This window comes from Streptomyces sp. NPDC001941 (assembly GCF_040296945.1).
Lineage (GTDB): Bacteria > Actinomycetota > Actinomycetes > Streptomycetales > Streptomycetaceae > Streptomyces.
This window is the reverse complement of sequence record NZ_JBEOYE010000084.1, coordinates 1-17,939: the sequence shown is the minus strand read 5'-3', so window position 1 is coordinate 17,939 and position 17,939 is coordinate 1. Positions and strand designations below refer to the sequence as shown.

The window sequence follows — 17,939 nt, the reverse complement described above, 5'->3', positions numbered from 1 at the left end:
GGGCGGACGCACGCCGCAGGAGCGGCGGACGCGAGCCGCAGTAGTGGAAGCACACCGCAGGAGTGGAAGTCGCTGTAGTTCAGGAGGGCCGCGCGATGACGGGAACCCGTACGCTCGACATCGGTCTGGACGTCGACGGGGTGCTCTACCCCTTCGTCGAGGTGATCTCCCGGTACGCCGAGGGGGTGCTGGGCCGTCCCTGCTCCTCGGACGCGGGGTCCTGGGACTGGTACGAACGCCAGTGGGGCCTGTCGGGCGAGGAGTTCTTCGCGCTGTGCGGCAAGGCCGTGCACGACGGGGTGCTGTTCACCGAGGGCGCGCCGCTGCTGGGCGCGCTGGAGGCGGCCGACGCGCTGGCCCGCGCCGGGCACCGGCTGCACTACGTCACGGCCCGCGCCATCGGCGGCGTACCGGCGTCACTGGCCTGGCACCGGACGGCCGCGTGGCTGTCGCGGTGGGACTTCCCGGTGGACTCGCTCACGATCGCGGCCGACAAGGGGTGCCGGCCGACCGACGTCTTCCTGGACGACTCCGAGGGCAACTGCGACGCCCTCGTCGACTCCGGTCACCCGCGCCCGGTCCTCTGGTGCCACGGTCCGGTGGCGGTCCACCGGGCGGAGCGGGTGTTCGAGTGGGACGAGTTCCTGGCTCTGGTGGAGGCCGCGACACTGTCCCGGTAGGAGGAGTCCCGGTAGTAGAGGGTGGGGGAGTCGGCGGTACGGCGTCCGGTTCCACGGGCACGCATCATCTACTCCTCAATTCCGAACGCTTGATGTACTCTGGTTGCAGTGATTTGAATGTAGTACTGCACTTGCAGTGCTGTCAACGAGCTTCGGAGTGATTCCCATGCGCCAGAACCCCGAGCGCCGCACGGCCCTGCTCGACGCGGCCATCGAAGTCCTCGCCCGCGAGGGCTCGCGCGGACTGACCCTGCGCGCGGTCGACGCCGAGGCCGGCGTCCCGCTCGGCACGTCCTCCAACTACTTCCGCAACCGCGCGCAGATGCTCGGCCAGATCATGCGCCGCACCCGCGAGCGGCTGGTGCCGGACGCCACACAGGTCACCGCGATGCTCAAGGAGCCGCACACCCCCGAGCTGGTCACCCGCTTCATGTGGATGGTCCGCGAGCACCTGCACGCGGACCGCAGCAGCCACCTCGCCATGCTGGAGCTCCGCCTGGAGGGCACCCGCCACCCCGAGCTGCGCGCCGAGCTCAACCAGCTCCTCGGCGACGAGCTGGAGAACAACGTCGCCTTCCACGTCGACTCCGGGCTCCCGGGCGACGAGGCCACCGCGCTGCTCATGTACTTCGCGATGTTCGGCATGGCCGTCGACGAGCTGACGATCCCCGAGGCGATGGGCAAGCTCCCGCTGCACGAACTGATCGCCACGATGGCGCGGCGCCTCACCGCGACGGACTGATCCGGGCCCACCGCACCGGGCCCCCTGCGTGACCCGGCCGCCCCGGAGCGGGGCGGGCGACGGGGCCCCGCGTCATTGCCGTACATACCAGTAGGTACAGTCGGCGGATGGAATCCGCGAAGACGACTCCGGCACGACGGCCGACGGCGACCACCACGGGACCGGGTGTGCCCGGGCGGCGGGCGGGCTGGGTCCTCGCGTCCCTGCTCGGCGGAATGTTCCTGGGCAACGTGGACATCGCCGTGGTGAACGTCGCCATCCCTGATCTTGGGTGGGTATCCCTGGCTTCAGCCGGGGAGGGAAACGCATCCTCGATCCGGAGGCGCGCAGCGCCGTGGTTCGCTGTGCCTCTTCAGTGACGGTCAGGTCGGCCGCTTCTGGCCCTCGATGTACTGACGGACGATGCTGAGCGGTGCGCCGCCGCATGAGCCAGCGAAGTAGGAGCGGGACCAGAACACGGAGCCCAGCCCGATGCGGTTGATGCGGCCGGTGTACTCGGCCCGCAGATACCGGGAGCTGACGCCCTTCAAGCTGTTGATCAGCTTGGACAGAGCGATCTTTGGTGGGTAGTGCACCAGCAGGTGCACGTGATCGGCCTCGCCGTTGAACTCCCGCAGCTCCGTCTCGAAGCCGGCGCACACCTCCCTCATGACCTCCTCGCATCGCTTCAGCATGGCGTCATCGAAGACGTCCTTGCGGTACTTCGTGACGAACACCAAGTGTGCATGGAGGTGGTAGGCGACGTGGCGACCGGTGCGGATGTCGGGGTTTGGTTCCCAGCGTGGTGACATACACCAAAGGTAGTATGTTCATGCGAACCGGCGTGGAAGGGGGTGGGCCGGATGATCCGTGCATACAAGTTCCTCATGCGGCCCACCGTGGGCCAGACGGCAGCTCTCGGCGAGATGCTGCGCGATCACTGCTCGCTCTACAACGGTGCCCTGCAGGAACGCCGCGACGCCTACCGGCACGCCTCCAAGACGAGCATCAAGTACGGGCAGCAGTCCGCGCAGCTCAAGGAGATCCGCACCTTCGACCCGGAACGCCAGGGCCGGTGGTCGTTCTCCTCCCAGCAGGCCACTTTGCGCCGCCTGGACAAGGCGTTCGCTGCGTTCTTCCGGCGCATCAAGTCCGGGGACAAGCCGGGGTATCCCCGCTTCCGGGGCGTGAACTGGTTCGACACCGTGGACTTTCCCAGGGACGGCGACGGCTGCCGCTGGGACTCCACCCCGCACGATCCCGTTACCCGCGTCCGCCTCCAAGGGGTCGGCCACGTCAAGGTCAACCAGCACCGGCCCGTGGTCGGCAAGGTCAAGACCGTGTCCGTCAAGCGTGAAGGCAAGCGCTGGTACGTGATCCTCACGGCCGAACAGCCCGAACCCGAGCCGCTTGCGGCGACGGGGTCCGTGGTCGGCATCGACATGGGCCTCGCCTCGTTCCTCACCACCTCGGGCGGCGAGCACATCGCCAACCCGCGCCACGCACGCAAGGCCGCCGCGAAACTCGAAGCCGCACAGCGCAAGCTGTCCCGATTCGGGCGCGTCCGGCGAGACAAGCGGACCGCCAGCCACCAGCGTGCCGTTCAGCGCGTTGCCGACCTACACCGCAAGGTCCGCCGCCAGCGCCTGGACCACGCACACAAGACCGCCCTTGACCTGGTCCGCGAGCACGACCTGATAGCGCACGAGGATCTCAAGATCCGCAACATGGTCAAGGCGCCCACACCCAAGCCCGCCCCCGCCCAGCCGGGCAGCTTCCTGCCCAACGGCGCAGCGGCGAAGGCCGGACTCAACCACTCGATCTCGGATGCCGGATGGGGGGTGTTCCTGACGGTCCTCACCGCCAAGGCTGCAAGCGCCGGACGAGACGTGATCGCCGTGGACCCCCGCAACACCTCCCGGACCTGCCCCGAATGCGGGCACGTCAGCGCGGAGAACCGGCCCACCCAGGAGAAGTTCCACTGTCAGTCCTGCGGCCACCAGGCGCACGCGGACACGGTGGGCGCTCTGAACGTTCTACGGGCCGGGCTGGTCCGTCGCGACGCCAACCCGGCATAGCGAGAAGCCCCCACCGTTAGGTGGGGGAGGAGTCACCCCCTCGATCCGCGACCGGCTGCACGCCTCGGGCGGCGAGCTGGAGCTGATCGTCTCCGGGTACACCCTCGCCTACGCGATGCTCCTGATCACCGGCGCGCGGCTCGGCGAGATCCGCGGGCGGCGCCGGACCTACCTGGAGGGCCTGGCGGTCTTCACCGCCGCCTCGCTCGCCTGCGGCCTCGCGCCGAACGGCGCCGCGCTGGTGGCGGCCCGCGTGGTCCAGGGCGTGGGAGCGGCCCTCATGGTCTCCCAGGTCCTGACCGGCATCCAGGTCAACTTCGAGGGCGCGGCGCGGCGCCGGGCGCTCGGCGCGTACACCGGGGTCCTCGGCGTCAGCTCGGTCATCGGCCAGGCGCTCGGCGGCATCCTGGTCCAGGCGGACGTCCTGGGCACGGGATGGCGTCCGATCTTCCTGGTCAACGTGCCGATAGGGGTCGCCCTGCTGGTCACCTCGTACGTGTTCCTGCCCGCCGACGTGGACCTCGGGCGCAAGAAGCTCGACCTGCCGGGCGTGGGCCTGCTGTCCCTGGCCCTCTTCCTGCTCGTCACCCCGCTGGTGCTCGGCCAGGACGCCGGCTGGCCGCTGTGGACCTGGCTGTGCCTCGCCGCATCGCCGCCGGTGTTCGCCCTGTTCGCCAGGGTCGAGCGGGGGATCGCGCGGCGCGGGGGCGATCCGCTGATGAACGTGGCGCTGCTCACCCGGGGCGCGGTCTCGCTGGCCCTGGTCTCCCAGGCGGCGACGCGCGCGGGCTACTTCGCCCTCCTGTTCGTCCTGGCGCTCCACCTCCAGCAGGGCCTGGGCAGGAGCGCGGTGTACGCGGGGCTCGTACCGATCGCCTGGGTCGCGACGTTCGCCCTGGTCGGCCCGGTCCTGGGCCGCACGGGGCCGCGCACCCGCAGGCTTGCCGCCCCGGTGGGCGGCCTGCTGATGGCGGTGTCCTTCGCGGGGATCGCCGCCGGCCCGCAGACCACGGCGTGGCTGGTGCTGCTGCTCGGCATCGGCGGGATCGGGTACGGGGCGGCCTTCAGCGGCACGCTGGCGCACCTGACGGAGTCGGTCGAGGCGGCGTACGCGCCGGACGTCAGCGGCCTGTTCAACACCACGCTCCAGGTGGGCGGGACGATGGGCGTGGCGGTCTTCGGCACCGTCTACCTCGCCCTGGAGGAGCGCACGGGCACGGCGCGGGAGGCGTTCGGCACGACGAACGCGGTGCTCGCGGTGGTGTCGGTGGTGGCGGCGGGCCTGGTCCTGCTGGCAGGGCGGACCAGCGCGCCGCGCGGCCGCTGAGGCCGCCGGGTCCCTCCGTACGGCACGAGGGGCGCGGGCCCCCGGTCCGCACGGTGGATTTCCACTCGCCCCCGCCCGCATGGTGCATGCGGATTGCGCATCGCGGGCGGCTAGGATGGCCCGATCATGGAACTGTCCCTGGCCGAGAAGCTCCGCGCCACCGTCGCGGCCCTCATGCACGCCACCGGCGACACCCAGGCCCGCCTCGCCGCCGCCCTCGGGCTCGACCAGACCCAGGTGTCGCGCCGTCAGTCAGGGCGCGCCGCCTGGAGCCTGGACGACTGCGACCGCCTCGCCGCCCACTACGGCATCGGTGCGCTCGACCTGCTGGCCGGCCCCACCCGCGCCTGCGAGCGGCTCCCGCTCGCCCGGCGCCGCACCTTCCCCGCACAGGAGGCCACGGCGTGACCGGCTTCGACGCCATCGACGCCCTGCTCGCCTCGGCGAACGAGCAGGAACCCCTGCCGCCCCCCGAGGAGCGCCGCGCCCTGCGCGAGGCCCTCGGCCTGTCGCGCGCCCAGGTCGCCGGGGCCCTCGACGTGAACCCGTCGACCGTCGGCGGCTGGGAGACCGGCCGCGAGCCGTCCGGCGAGACCCGCACCAAGTACGCGTACTTCCTGGAGGCGGCCCGCGCGAAGACGGCCCCGCCGGAGCCGGAGCCGGAGCCGGAACCGGTGGTCGCCGAGCCCGCGCCCGTACCGCAGGACCCCCGGCCGTGCGTGCTGTGCGGCGGTCCCGCCACGGACGAGGTGGAGGGCTTCGCGCAGCACCTGGACCCGGACGAGTGCGTCCGTACGCCGGTCCCGGAACCCGCGCCCCAGACCCCTCCGGAAGCGCCGGCCCCCGCGTCCGCCGCCCGGTCCGCGAAGGCACCGGCGGCACCCAAGGCACCCGCGTCGCCGCCCCGTCGCGTCAAGTCCCTCGCCCCCGACGACGACCGCTCCTCCCAGATGATCGCGGACGCCGTCCGCGCCGCCCTGGCCAAGCACGGCGGCGACGTCGACGCCGCCACCGCCGCGCTCGTGCGCCGCGCCATCCCCGACGCCATGCTGCTCCTCGACGAGTGCCGCAGGGGCGGGCGCTACGACGTGGTCGCCCACCCGTGGATCCCCGAGGTGCTGCGCAAGTCCTCCGCGAAGGGCGCCGACCAGATCTGGGAGGCGCGCCCCAAGTGGACGCGGCGCTCGCTGCCGCCCGGTGCCCACGAGGTGACGGCGCTCGACGTCAACGGCGCCTACCTCTCCGCCCTCAAGACCCATCTGCCGATCGGCCAGCTGGAGCACTCCAAGGGCTTCGAGCACGACCGCAGGCGCGCGGGCGTCCACCTGATCACGCCGCCCGCCTGGGAGCACGAGGACCACCTGCCCAACCCCATCGGCAACCGCGACGAGCCGGGCCCGCTGTGGGTCACCGAGCCCACCCTGCGGCTGCTGCTGCGCCTGTCCGGGCCCAAGTACGGGCTGTGCGAACCGCCCGAGATCCACGAGTCGTTCACCTCCGGGGCCACCGAGAACCTCCTGGAGAAGTTCCGCTCGGCGCTGCGCGACGCGCGCGACGGCGCGATCGAGGAGGGCGACGACGTCACGGTGGAGTACGTGAAGGCGATGTACTCCAAGTTCGTCTCCACGATGGGGGAGTCGAACTACAACCGGGAGCTGTACCGCCCGGACTGGATGCACCTGATCCGCTCCCAGGCCTTCGCCAACCTCTGGATGAAGGCCTACCGCGCGCACGAGCAGGGACTGTCCGTCGTACGCGCCATGGGCACCGACGAACTCCACGTCGCGGGTGACTGGCGGCGTGTCTTTCCCGAGGGCCGGGGCGTTGCCGAGGTCAAGGTGAAGGACGTGTACGTCGTCGGCGACGGCGATGGCGACGGTCCGCAGGACGAGGAAGCGGCGGTGGACGATGCCTGAGTACAACCACCAGTTCGGGCTGCACGGCGCCCGGGGCGTCAAGGGCAGCGAGGCGGTGGCCCGGCGCCTGGACTCGCTGGCCGGGGGCATCGCCTCCCCGGTCACCTCCAAGCGCGGCCTGATGGCCCGCCTGCACTACCTGACCCGCTCCGACCAGGCGCTCCGCGCGGCGCGCGAGGCGGGCCTGACGGTCACGGACCGCACGGTCAGGGCGTGGCTGGAGGGCGGGCGGCAGCCCAACCGCAAGAACCTGGAGCGCATCGACGCGGCCTACCGCACCGTGCGCCGGGCGAACGTCTCCCGCCACCTGCTGCGCCGCCTCAACGCGCGCGGCGGCACCCGGGTGGAGCTGCACCCGCTGAACCAGTCCCAGGTGGACCGCCGCTTCCAGCGGGTCCTGGAGTTCCGCTCGCTCAACATCCGCCGCTGGGACCGGATCGTGGCGGCCTGGGCGGCCGACGACCCGTCGGCGCTGGACGAGGCGTGGGTCGACCAGATCGTGGACCTGGGCTCGCAGTGGGGGCAGTACGAGTACGTGACGAACGTGGGCTTCGCCGCGTAGGTCCCGTCCGGTCCTGGGCTGTCCCGGTCCGTCCGCGTGCGCGGGGCGCCCGTGCCGCGTGGCGGTGTCCTTCGGCGCCGAATTGCCGCATCATCGCCCTGACTTCCGGTGCCCGAGAGGGGAGGCCCGATGTGGGGTGACGTGGGTCTTGCCGTGGGGCAGGAGGTGGAGCGCCCGGCGCTCCACGCGGCACTCGGCGGACGCCGCCAGGGCGCGATCGCCGCGTCCTCGCAGGCCGGCCTCATCATGCTCTTCGTGGGGAGCCCGTCGGGCTGGGGCGCGGACGGGGCCTTCCACTTCGTGGGCGAGGGGGTGGGCGGCGACCAGGTGATGGCGCTGGGCAACCGCTCGGTCCTGCGGCACCGCGAGGACGGACGGGAGCTGCGGCTGTTCGAGGCGGCGGGGCAGGGGCGCTGCCGCTACCTGGGCCGCGTCGAGGTGGACGAGGAGCGCCCCTGGTACCGGGCGCACGTGCCCGACCCCCAGGGCCGTCCGCGCGGCATCATCGTCTTCCGGCTGCGGCCCGTCGGCCCGGTGGCGCCCGGCGGTCCCTCGGCCGACCCGCGCCTCCAGGCGGCCGGCGCCCCGCACCCCGCCGGCACGCGGCCGGTGCGCGAGCCGTCCGTACCCGAGCAGTCCGTACGTGACTCATCCGTGCGCGAGTCGGGCGCCGGGACCGAGGCCCGGCTCACCCGGGCCTACGCGTCCCACCTCGCCTCCCTGGGGCGCGAGGTGACCCGGGCGCGGGTCAGGGTCCCGGGCGAGCGCGGCCCGCTGTACGTCGACCTCATGGACGTCACCGAGAACCGGCTCGTCGAGGTGTCGCGCACCACCACCCGCCAGGCCATCCGCACCGGCATCGGGACGCTGCTCGACCACCGGCGCCACTTCTCGCCGACGCCCGCGCTCGTCGTCCTGGTGCCGCAGCGCCCCGGGGACGACCTGGTGGACCTGTGCTCGTCGCTGCTCATCGAGGTGGTGTGGCCGGTCGACGGCGAGGGGTTCGCGTCCAGTCACGACTGACCGGGCCTCACGGACGCTCCGCGCGCGCGGACGCGTACTCGTACGGCGTCGTCGTCCCCAGCGCCGCGAACCCGAGGCGCTCCAGGATCGGCCTGCTGGTCTCCATGGCGTCCACCTGGAGGTAGCGGTAGCCGTGCTCGGCGGCGATGCGGGCCCGGAAGGAGACGAGCGCGCGGTACAGGCCCCGGCTGCGCCACGACGCGACCGTGCCGCCGCCCCACAGGCCCGCGAAGTCCGTCCCCCGGTACATCTCCATGCGCGCCGAGCTGACCGGCACCCCGTCGGCCAGCGCGACCACGGCGGCGACCGTGCCGGAGTCCGCGGCGAGCTGGGCCAGCAGGTGCGCGCGCAGCCGCGAGGAGTCGGTGCCGAAGGCGGCGTGGTGCACCTCGGCGACCTGCTCCACGCCCGCCGCGTCGGTCACCGGCACCAGGGTGACCCCGGGCGGCAGCGGGACCCCGGCGGGCAGCGCGGTGGACTCGCCCACGAGCACGGTCTCGCGCTCGCCCGCGGTGAACCCGGCCGCGGTGAGCCGGTCGCCGAGGAAGGCCGGGGCGTCGTGCCCGTACGCCTTCCACTCGAAGTCGACCCCGGCGCGGCCGAAGTGGGCGACCTGCTCGGCGATGACCGCGTCGACGGACGCGGGGTCGTCGTCCGGCGCGAAACCGGACCACAGGACGCCGTTCCAGCCGGAGGCGGGGGCGGTCTGGCGCACCACGGGCCCGACGCGCTCGACGACGGCGCCGGGCCCGTCGGCCCGGGCCTCGCGGCGCAACTGTCGGTCGAAGAGGGTGCGTACGGGGGTGAGGTCCATGCGGACACTCCAACAGGGCGCGCACCGCCGGGCAAACCGATTAACGGACGCTGCGGCGCACCCCCGGGCCCCGCGGAACACCGCGGGTACGAACTCCGTTGCACCGGAACGGAGATGCGCCGCACAGCGCGCGGACCCCGTGATTCCTGGGAGGGAACCCTGTGAGAGCGGTACGAGTGCACCGGGCCGGCGGCCCCGAGACGCTGACGGTGGAAGAGGTGCCGGAGCCGGTGGCCGGACCGGGCGAGGTCCTGGTGCGCCACGAGGCGGTGGGCGTCAACTACCTCGACGTGTACTTCCGGGACGGCACCTACCCGGCGGAGTTCCCGACGGGAGCCGGGCACGAGGCGGCGGGCACGGTGCTCGCGGCGGGCGAGGGCGTCACGGGTTTCGCGGCCGGTGACCGGGTGGCGTACGCCGTGCACCGGGGCGCCTACGCGGAGCAGGCGGCCGTGCCCGCCGCCAAGGTGGTACGGGTCCCGGAGGGCGTCGGCGCGCGCGAGGCGGCGGCCGTGCTGCTCCAGGGGCTCGCCGCGCACTACCTGGCGCACGACACGTACGCGGTGAAGCCCGGCGACACCGTGGTGGTCCTGGCGGCGGCGGGCGGCCTGGGCCGGCTGCTCGTCCAGCTGGCGGCGCACCGGGGCGCGACGGTGATCGCGGTGACGTCCACCCCGGACAAGGAGAAGCAGGCGCTCGAGGCGGGGGCGGCGCACGCGCTGCCGTACGAGGGGTTCGGCGCGAAGGTGCGCGAGCTGACCGGCGGCGCGGGCGCGCAGGCGGTGTACGACTCGGTGGGCGCCCCGACCTGGCGCGACAGCCTGGCGGCGCTGGGCCGCCGTGGCCACCTGGTCCTGTGCGGCGCCTCGGGCGGCCCGGTCCCGCCGCTGGACACGGACCTGCTGCGCACCAACGGCTCCCTGTACGTGACCCGCCCGACGCTGGGCGACCACATCGCCACGCCCGAGGAGCTGCGGGAGCGGTCGGCGCGGGTCTTCGCCCTGGTGGCGGAGGGCGTGCTGCGCCCGGCGGTGTCGCGCGAGCTGCCCCTGGAGCGGGCGGAGGAGGCCCACCGGCTCCTTGAGGGGCGCGGGACCACGGGGAAGTTGCTGCTGGTGCCGTAGCGCCGGGCACGGGGCCGCCGTCCCCGCTGCCGCGACGTGTTGAATGAAGGGGCGCCGGGCGTGTGCCGGGCGCCCCTTTCCCACTGATTCGTACACGTTCGAAAAGCTTCCCACCAGGAGGAACGTCCCATGAACGACCGGCCCTTGACGCTCATGGCCGTGCACGCCCACCCCGACGACGAGGCCACCGGCACGGGAGGCGTGCTCGCGCGCTACGCGGCCGAGGGCGTCCGCACGGTCCTGGTGACCTGTACCGACGGCGGGTGCGGCGACGGACCGGGAGGGGTGAAGCCGGGCGATCCCGGCCACGACCCCGAGGCCGTCGTCCGCATGCGCCGCGAGGAGCTTGAGGCCAGCTGCGGCATCCTGAAGGTCGCCCACCTGGAGACGCTCGACTACGCCGACTCCGGGATGATGGGCTGGCCGGCCAACGACGCCCCCGGGTCCTTCTGGCGGACGCCGGTGGAGGAGGGCGCCACGCGGCTCGCCGGGCTGATGCGGCAGTACGAGCCCGACGTCGTGGTGACCTACGACGCGAACGGCTTCTACGGCCACCCCGACCACATCCAGGCCCACCGGATCACGATGGCGGCGCTCGAACTGGTCGACAAGAAGCCCAAGGTGTACTGGACGACGATGCCGCGCTCGGCGATGGAGCGCTTCGGCGAGGTCATGCGCGAGGCCGGGGTGGACCTGCCGGAGCCGGACCCCGAGGAGCAGGCCGCGATGGCGGAGATCGGGCTCCCGGACGAGGAGATCAGCACCTGGGTGGACACCACCGGGTTCGGCGGCCAGAAGTTCGACGCGCTGGCCGCGCACGCCAGCCAGGGGGAGAACATCTTCTTCCTCGGGATGGGCAAGGAGCGGTTCACCGAGCTGATGGGGATCGAGACCTTCGTACGGGTCAGGGACACCACGGGCGCGGACCTGCCGGAGGACGACCTCTTCGCCGGGCTGCGCTGAGGCGGGCGGCAGGGGCAGGGCGGCTGGGAGGCCGAGGAAGCGGGGGCCGGTCGTCCGGGAGTGCGCGGAGCGGTCGCATCCGGGCGACGTCCGGTACGACCTCGACGGAACGTGTCCCAAATGTAGCCGTACGAACGTTCGGGTGATCGTACTCTTGGCCGGTGATCCGTAGACCCGTCGCGCTCTCCGCCGGCCTCGCCGCGCTCCTCCTCGCCTCCGGCTGCAGCACCGGCGCCGGGAGCGCGCAGGACGCCGCCGCCCCGCTCGGCGCCGCCTCCGCCGCGCCGGGCAGGGCCGCCGCGACGCCGAGCGCGAGCCCGAGCCCGGCGCGCGCACTGCCGCCGGGCACGATCACGCTCGCCTTCGCCGGGGACGTGCACTTCACCGGGCGCACCGCGGTCCGGATCACCCCGCCGGACGGCCAGACCGCCCTGGGGCCCGCCTCCCGGGTCCTCGGCGCCGCCGACTTCGCGATGGTCAACCTGGAGTCCGCCATCACCACGCGCGGCTCGAAGCAGGCGAAGATCTACCACTTCCGCACCCCGCCCGCCGCGCTCGACGCCCTCAAGGACTCCGGCGTCGACGCGGTGTCCATGGCCAACAACCACTCCGTCGACTACGGGCCCGAGGGACTGCGCGACACCCTGGACGCCGCCCACGACTCGCCGGTCCCCGTCGTCGGCATCGGCGAGGACGACAGGGAGGCGTACGAGCCCTACGTCACCGAGATCCGCGGCGTGAAGCTCGCCGTCGTGGCCGCCAGCCAGGTCCAGGACCTCACCAACGCCCAGTGGCGCGCCGGTCCTGACAAGCCCGGGATCGCCTCCGCGCTGAATCCCGCCAAGCTCCTCAAGGCGGTCAGGAAGGCCAGGGCGAAGGCCGACGTGGTGGTCGTCTACCTGCACTGGGGCACCGAGGGGCGCAAGTGCCCCGGCGCCGACCAGACGGGGCTCGCGCGGGAGCTGGCGCGCGCCGGTGCCACCGCCGTCGTCGGCACCCACGCGCACGTGATGCTCGGCACCGGGATGCTCGGCAAGACGTACGTGGCGTACGGGCTCGGGAACTTCCTCTGGTACGGGACCTCGCCCTACCCGAACTCCGACGACTCGGGCATCGCGACCTTGACGATCCGTCAGGGCAAGGTCACCGGTGAGGAGTTCACGCCCGCGCTCGTCGACGGCCGGGGACTGCCCCAGCCCCAGGAGGGGCCCGCGGCGGCCAGGATCGAGGAGCGGATGGACGCGCTCCGGCAGTGCTCGGGGCTGAGGCGTGCGCCCAGGGCGTGACGGGGTAGGGCTCGGGCGCGCGGGCGAGGATGGTCCGGGCGTCCGGTCGAGGACGGTCCCGGCTCCCGGCCGAGGGGGCGTGTGGTCCCGTTTCCCGCACTCTTTTGCGCTCTTTACGCGCCCCGGGGTGACGCGCTACTGGACGAACCCCGCGGTTTGCACGTCACTGGTACTGACTGGTGGTTCACCCTGCGCGCCCACCCCACCGAACCCTGGTCGCGCCGTGCGCCACACCCGTACGGCAGGTCCCGAGTCCTCGGCCGCCGGCGTCCGAACGGTGCGGGCGGCCCGTACCGAAAGAGCGGCGGTTCCATGCCCACCCAGCTCCTGACCGAGGCCGCCGCGCGCGCGTGCGGCCCCGTCTCCGCGCCGGCCGTCCGGCAGACCCTGGCCTCCCTGCGGGACATGCCCCCCACGGGCGCCGCCGGCCTCGACGCGCTGCTCCGCGACCCCGGGTCCGCGGTCCTGGCCGTCGACTTCGACGGCACCCTCGCCGACATCGTCGCCGACCCCCGAGACGCCCGGCTGCGGCCCGACGCCGCCCGCGCCCTCACCGCCCTCGCGGACCGGCTGCGCCGGATCGTCATCGTCACCGGCCGCCCGGTGCGGGACCTGGTCGGGCCCGGGGGCCTCCTGGAGCACGGCATCCGGGAGCGCGTGAGCATCCTCGGGATGTACGGGGACGAGCGCTGGGACCCGGCCACGGGCCGGCTGCACGCCCCGGACCCGACCCCGGAGCTGGTCCGCCTCAAGGCCGTACTGCCGTTATTCGTGCGGGAGCTGACGTGCGACGCGGGCGTGCGGGTGGAGGACAAGGGAGCCGCCGTGGCCGTGCACATGCGACGCGCCGCCGACCCGCACGCGGCCTTCGCGCTGCTCCACGACCCGCTGCTGAAACTGGCGGCGGAGCACGGGGTGCGGGCGGAGCCGGGCCGCTTCGTGGTCGAACTCCGGCCGGAGGGTGGCGACAAGGGGACCGCGCTGCACGGCTTCCTGACCGAACACCGGGCCCGGGCGGTGCTGTACGCGGGGGACGACCGGGGGGACGTGCCCGCGTACGACACCGTGGAACAGCGGCGGCGCGCCGGGCTGCCGGGGACCCTGGTCTACAGCGCGCCGCGCGGACGCGACGAGCGGGTGGGGGAGCTGGAGCGCAGGGCGGACGCGGCGGTCCCGGGCCCGGCGGGCGTCGCGGCGCTGCTGGCGCTGCTCGCGGGGGCGGTGGGGAGCGGGGCCCGCGGCTGAGGGTTCCCGTACGGGGAGATGTCGTGCGGGCCCCGTTCCGGGTGATCAAAGCCCTTGCGACCACGTGGAGCCGCGGGTTTGGCTGGGCCGGAAGACCGGCACGGCACGGACACGGGGTGAGGGCGATGGAGGACGTGGCGGAGCAGCCGCGTGAGGGGACGGGGGCGCGCGGCGGGCGTTCCGGGCTGTGGCGGCACCGGGACTTCCTGCTGCTGTGGGGCGGGCAGACGGTCAGCGAGACGGGGTCAGCGGTCACCCAGGTCGCCCTGCCGCTCGTCGCCGTCGTCGCGCTCGGGGCGAGCACCTTCGAGGTGGGGCTGCTGACCGCCGCGAGCACGGTGGCGTTCGCGCTGGTCGCGCTGCCCGCGGGTGCGCTCGTGGACCGCGGCTCCAAGCGGTCCGTGATGCTCCTCTGCAACGTCCTGCGGCTGTTCATCGTCGGCTCGGTGCCGCTGGCCGCGCTCCTCGGCGCCGTGTCCATGGGGCAGTTGTACGTCGTCGCCGTCACCGCGGGCGTGTGCACGGTGTTCTTCGACGTCGCGTACCAGAGCTACGTGCCGTCGCTGGTCGCCCGCGAGCTGCGGATGGACGCCAACGGCAAGCTGAGCACCACCCAGGCCTTCGCCCAGCTCACCGGACCCGGTCTGGGCGGCGGACTGGTCGCGCTGGTCGGGGCCGCCGGGGCGCTGGCGGCGGACGCGTTCTCGTACCTCGTCTCGCTCGTGACGATGTCCCGCATCAGGACGCGCGAGGAGCCGCCGCCCGCGCGGCGGGCGGACGAGACCCTGCGCCGGCAGATCGGCGAGGGGCTCCGCTTCGTCCTGGGCCATCCGATCCTGCGCAAGGTCGTGGCCTGCACGGGCACCTGGAACCTGTTCTCCGGCATGACCGGGGCCGTGGAGATGGTCTTCCTGGTGCGGGAGTTGGGCATGAGCCCCGCGCTGACGGGGCTGGTCGTGGCGGGCTCGGCGATCGGCGGGATGGCCGGGGGAGCGGTCGCCGGGCGGCTGGCCCGGAGGTTCGGCTCGGCGCGGGTGATCTGGCTGTCGATCCTGGTGTTCAGCGCCCCGCAGGTGGTCGCGGCCGCCGCCTGGGAGGGCTGGGGCGTGCTGCTCTTCCCGCTGGGCGTGGGCGTCGCGTACTTCGCGGGGATGGTCTACAACGTGGCCCAGCTCAGCTACCGCCAGTCCGTGACGCCGCCGGAGCTGATGGGGCGGATGAACGCGGCCGTGCGCTGGGTCGTCTGGGGCACGCTGCCGCTCGGCGGTCTGGTGGGCGGGGCGCTCGGCAGCCTGATCGGGGTGCGGCCGACGCTGTGGGTCGCGGTCGTGGGGTCGTGGGCGGCGGGGTGGTTCGTGTTCTTCTCGCCGCTGCGCCGGATGCGGGACGTTCCGGTGGCCGAGGGGGCGTAGGGCCCCGGAGTCGCGGCACTTGCACACTGTTCAAGTCCTGCGCTACCTTCTCCCTCGTCACCACTTGAACTTAGTGCAAGTCGAAGGAGAGCCCCATGAACACCACTGCCGCCACCGCCCAGTTGCTCGTCGCCGCCGCCTTCGTCAGCATCCCGCTCGTCCGGCACCGCTTCGGCTCCGCCGCCAAGGCCGCCGCCGTCGCCGAACTGCGCCGCCAGGACGTCCGGCCCGAGGTCCTGGAGGAGAACCGGATCCGCTTCGACGCGGGCGGCCACGAGACGGCCGCACCCGTCACCGTCGCGGCGGTCATGGTCACGACGGCGGTGCTCAACCTCGCGGGAGTCGCGGTCGCGCCCCTGCTGACCCTGGTCTTCTCGTCCCTGGTCCTGCTGATGAACGCGCTCATCGTCCACAGCAACCTGACCGCGGTGAAGTCCGTCGAGGCCGCCTTCCGGCGCAAGGGCGACCCGGAGCTGGCGCGCGTGCGGGTCGCGCCCTTCCTGGCGGCCGCCGAGAACGCCTTCCCCGGCTGGGTCCGCCTCCAGACGTATGTGCGCAACACCGTGGTCTTCGGCGGCTCGGCACTGGCGATCGCGGCGGTCTCCTTCGCCTGACCGGCCGGGAGGTGCCCCACGGCCCGAGCGCCCCTCTAACACGTCTGCATAGCCTCGGCCCATGTCTGTGGAAACCATCGAGCCGCTCCGGACGGACGTGCCGCTCGCCAAGGAAGTCCGTCGTCTTGATCGGGTGGTCATCCGGTTCGCGGGTGACTCGGGTGACGGGATGCAGCTGACGGGGGACCGTTTCACGTCGGAGACGGCGTCGTTCGGCAATGACCTGTCGACGCTGCCGAACTTCCCGGCGGAGATCCGGGCGCCTGCCGGGACGCTGCCGGGTGTGTCGAGTTTCCAGTTGCACTTCGCCGATCACGACATCCTGACGCCGGGTGACGCGCCGGACGTGCTGGTGGCGATGAACCCGGCGGCGTTGAGGGCGAACATCGGGGACCTGCCGCGCGGCGCCGAGGTCATCGTCGACGCGGACGAGTTCACCAAGCGGGCCCTGCAGAAGGTCGGTTACGACGCGAACCCGCTGGAGGACGGCTCGTACGACTCCTTCCACCTGCACTCCGTACCGCTGACCACGCTCACCGTGGAGGCGTTGAAGGAGTTCGGTCTGTCGCGCAAGGAGGCCGAGCGGAGCAAGAACATGTTCGCGCTGGGTCTGCTGTCGTGGATGTACCACCGGCCGACGGAGGGTACGGAGCGGTTCCTGCGGACGAAGTTCGCGAAGAAGCCGGAGATCGCCGAGGCGAACGTGGCGGCGTTCAGGGCGGGCTGGAACTTCGGGGAGACCACCGAGGACTTCGCGGTGTCCTATGAGGTGGCGCCGGCCACGACGGCGTTCCCGGCGGGTACCTACCGCAACATCTCGGGGAACCTGGCGCTGTCGTACGGGCTGGTGGCGGCGGGGCAGCTGGCGGACCTGCCGCTGTACCTGGGCTCGTACCCGATCACGCCGGCCTCCGACATCCTGCACGAGTTGTCGAAGCACAAGAACTTCGGGGTGCGCACGTTCCAGGCGGAGGATGAGATCGCCGGGATCGGGGCGGCGCTGGGGGCGGCGTTCGGCGGGTCGCTGGCGGTGACGACGACGTCGGGGCCCGGCGTGGCGCTGAAGTCGGAGACGATCGGCCTTGCGGTGTCGCTGGAGCTGCCGTTGCTGGTGGTGGACATCCAGCGGGGCGGGCCCTCGACGGGGCTGCCGACCAAGACCGAGCAGGCGGATCTGCTGCAGGCGATGTACGGGCGCAACGGCGAGGCACCGGTGCCGGTGATCGCCCCCAGGACGCCGGCGGACTGTTTCGACGCGGCGGTGGAGGCGGCCCGGATCGCGCTGGAGTACCGCACGCCGGTGTTCCTGCTCTCCGACGGCTACCTGGCCAACGGCTCCGAGCCGTGGCGGGTGCCGGAGACCGATGAACTGCCTGATCTGCGGGTGCGGTTCGCCACCGGCCCCAACCACACCCTGGCCGATGGCACCGAGGTGTTCTGGCCCTACAAGCGTGATCCGCACACGCTGGCGCGGCCGTGGGCGATCCCGGGCACGCCGGGGCTCGAGCACCGGATCGGGGGGATCGAGAAGCAGGACGGGACGGGCAACATCTCCTACGACCCGGCCAACCACGACTTCATGGTCCGCACCCGCCAGGCCAAGATCGACAACATCACCGTGCCCGACCTCGAGGTCGACGATCCGGACGGGGCCCGCACCCTGGTGCTGGGCTGGGGTTCCACCTACGGGCCCATCACCGCCGCGGTGCGCCGCCTGCGCACCGCCGGCGAGGCCATCGCCCAGGCCCACCTGCGCCACCTCAACCCCTTCCCCGCCAACCTCGGCGAGGTCCTGGGGAGTTATGAGCGCGTCGTGGTGCCGGAGATGAACCTCGGGCAGCTGTCGACCCTGCTGAGGGCCAGGTACCTGGTCGACGTGCGCAGCCACACCCAAGTCAACGGCATGCCGTTCAAGGCCGAGCAGCTCGCCACGGCCCTCAAGGAGACCATCAATGACTGACTCCGGACTGCTCCAGCTCGTCCCGAGGAGCGAGGCGAAGCAGTCGGCCAAGGACTTCAAGTCCGACCAGGAAGTGCGCTGGTGCCCCGGCTGCGGCGACTACGCCATCCTGGCCGCCATGCAGGGCTTCATGCCCGAACTCGGCCTGGCCAAGGAGAACATCGTCTTCGTCTCCGGCATCGGCTGCTCCTCCCGCTTCCCGTACTACATGAAC

General features: G+C 72.7%; 17 protein-coding genes and 1 pseudogene. 16 read left to right on the top strand and 2 right to left on the bottom strand.

Annotated features, from left to right (window positions below; genetic code table 11):
• Window positions 1-95 precede the first annotated feature (95 nt).
• Together ABT160_RS36730 and ABT160_RS36725 are read left to right on the top strand one after the other, a co-directional pair.
• Window positions 96-680, top strand: coding sequence for a hypothetical protein (locus tag ABT160_RS36730; protein ID WP_351652408.1), 585 nt, complete (start codon window positions 96-98; stop codon window positions 678-680).
• A 166-nt stretch (window positions 681-846) separates the two neighbouring features.
• Window positions 847-1,422, top strand: coding sequence for a TetR/AcrR family transcriptional regulator (locus tag ABT160_RS36725; protein ID WP_351652406.1), 576 nt, complete (start codon window positions 847-849; stop codon window positions 1,420-1,422).
• Between the two features lie 362 nt (window positions 1,423-1,784).
• On the opposite strand, the gene tnpA is transcribed toward ABT160_RS36725, so the two are convergent.
• Window positions 1,785-2,213, bottom strand: coding sequence for an IS200/IS605 family transposase (gene tnpA / locus ABT160_RS36720; protein WP_351652404.1), 429 nt, complete (start codon window positions 2,211-2,213; stop codon window positions 1,785-1,787).
• Between the two features lie 51 nt (window positions 2,214-2,264).
• Between tnpA and ABT160_RS36715 the strand changes: the two genes are divergently transcribed.
• The 6 genes from ABT160_RS36715 to ABT160_RS36690 all read left to right on the top strand — a co-directional run bounded on the left by ABT160_RS36715 (window position 2,265) and on the right by ABT160_RS36690 (window position 8,307).
• Window positions 2,265-3,479, top strand: a complete 1,215-nt coding sequence (locus ABT160_RS36715) for an RNA-guided endonuclease InsQ/TnpB family protein (RefSeq protein ID WP_351652402.1) — start codon at window positions 2,265-2,267, stop codon at window positions 3,477-3,479.
• Between the two features lie 43 nt (window positions 3,480-3,522).
• Window positions 3,523-4,806 carry an MFS transporter gene (locus tag ABT160_RS36710; RefSeq protein WP_351652447.1) on the top strand — a complete coding sequence of 428 codons (1,284 nt, stop codon included), beginning with the start codon at window positions 3,523-3,525 and terminating at the stop codon, window positions 4,804-4,806.
• Window positions 4,807-4,932: 126 nt separating this feature from the next.
• Entirely contained in the window at window positions 4,933-5,214 is a 282-nt protein-coding gene (locus tag ABT160_RS36705; RefSeq protein ID WP_351652400.1) for a helix-turn-helix domain-containing protein, read from the top strand.
• Window positions 5,211-6,722: a helix-turn-helix domain-containing protein gene (locus ABT160_RS36700; protein WP_351652398.1), complete on the top strand. Its 1,512-nt coding sequence runs from the start codon at window positions 5,211-5,213 to the stop codon at window positions 6,720-6,722. The genes ABT160_RS36705 and ABT160_RS36700 overlap by 4 nt, the downstream gene beginning before the upstream one ends.
• Window positions 6,715-7,284, top strand: coding sequence for a transcriptional regulator (locus tag ABT160_RS36695; protein WP_351652396.1), 570 nt, complete (start codon window positions 6,715-6,717; stop codon window positions 7,282-7,284). The genes ABT160_RS36700 and ABT160_RS36695 overlap by 8 nt, the downstream gene beginning before the upstream one ends.
• A 129-nt stretch (window positions 7,285-7,413) precedes the next feature.
• Window positions 7,414-8,307: an SRA domain-containing endonuclease gene (locus tag ABT160_RS36690; RefSeq protein ID WP_351652394.1), complete on the top strand. Its 894-nt coding sequence runs from the start codon at window positions 7,414-7,416 to the stop codon at window positions 8,305-8,307.
• A gap of 7 nt (window positions 8,308-8,314) precedes the next feature.
• Here the strand turns inward: ABT160_RS36690 and ABT160_RS36685 are convergent, their stop codons facing one another.
• Window positions 8,315-9,121, bottom strand: a complete 807-nt coding sequence (locus tag ABT160_RS36685; protein WP_351652393.1) for a GNAT family N-acetyltransferase — start codon at window positions 9,119-9,121, stop codon at window positions 8,315-8,317.
• 161 nt (window positions 9,122-9,282) lie between these two features.
• Here ABT160_RS36685 and ABT160_RS36680 point away from each other — a divergent pair, with 161 nt between their 5' ends.
• The 8 genes and pseudogenes from ABT160_RS36680 to ABT160_RS36645 all read left to right on the top strand — a co-directional run.
• Complete coding sequence (locus ABT160_RS36680; RefSeq protein WP_351652391.1) at window positions 9,283-10,245, top strand: quinone oxidoreductase family protein; 963 nt, start codon at window positions 9,283-9,285, stop codon at window positions 10,243-10,245.
• Between the two features lie 129 nt (window positions 10,246-10,374).
• Window positions 10,375-11,208, top strand: a complete 834-nt coding sequence (locus ABT160_RS36675; protein WP_351652389.1) for a PIG-L family deacetylase — start codon at window positions 10,375-10,377, stop codon at window positions 11,206-11,208.
• Between the two features lie 161 nt (window positions 11,209-11,369).
• Window positions 11,370-12,494, top strand: a complete 1,125-nt coding sequence (locus ABT160_RS36670) for a CapA family protein (RefSeq protein WP_351652387.1) — start codon at window positions 11,370-11,372, stop codon at window positions 12,492-12,494.
• Window positions 12,495-12,806: 312 nt separating this feature from the next.
• On the top strand, window positions 12,807-13,739 hold the full coding sequence (gene otsB, locus ABT160_RS36665; RefSeq protein WP_351652385.1) for a trehalose-phosphatase: 933 nt from the start codon (window positions 12,807-12,809) through the stop codon (window positions 13,737-13,739).
• Between the two features lie 125 nt (window positions 13,740-13,864).
• Window positions 13,865-15,151 (top strand): MFS transporter, encoded by a 1,287-nt coding sequence (locus ABT160_RS36660; RefSeq protein WP_351652384.1) that lies wholly within the window; start codon window positions 13,865-13,867, stop codon window positions 15,149-15,151.
• A 95-nt stretch (window positions 15,152-15,246) separates the two neighbouring features.
• On the top strand, window positions 15,247-15,765 hold the full coding sequence (locus ABT160_RS36655; protein ID WP_351652382.1) for a hypothetical protein: 519 nt from the start codon (window positions 15,247-15,249) through the stop codon (window positions 15,763-15,765).
• A 61-nt stretch (window positions 15,766-15,826) separates the two neighbouring features.
• On the top strand, window positions 15,827-17,725 hold the full coding sequence (locus tag ABT160_RS36650; RefSeq protein WP_351652380.1) for a 2-oxoacid:acceptor oxidoreductase subunit alpha: 1,899 nt from the start codon (window positions 15,827-15,829) through the stop codon (window positions 17,723-17,725).
• Window positions 17,718-17,939: pseudogene (locus ABT160_RS36645) on the top strand (2-oxoacid:ferredoxin oxidoreductase subunit beta); the annotation flags it as partial. The gene ABT160_RS36650 and the pseudogene ABT160_RS36645, both read left to right, overlap by 8 nt.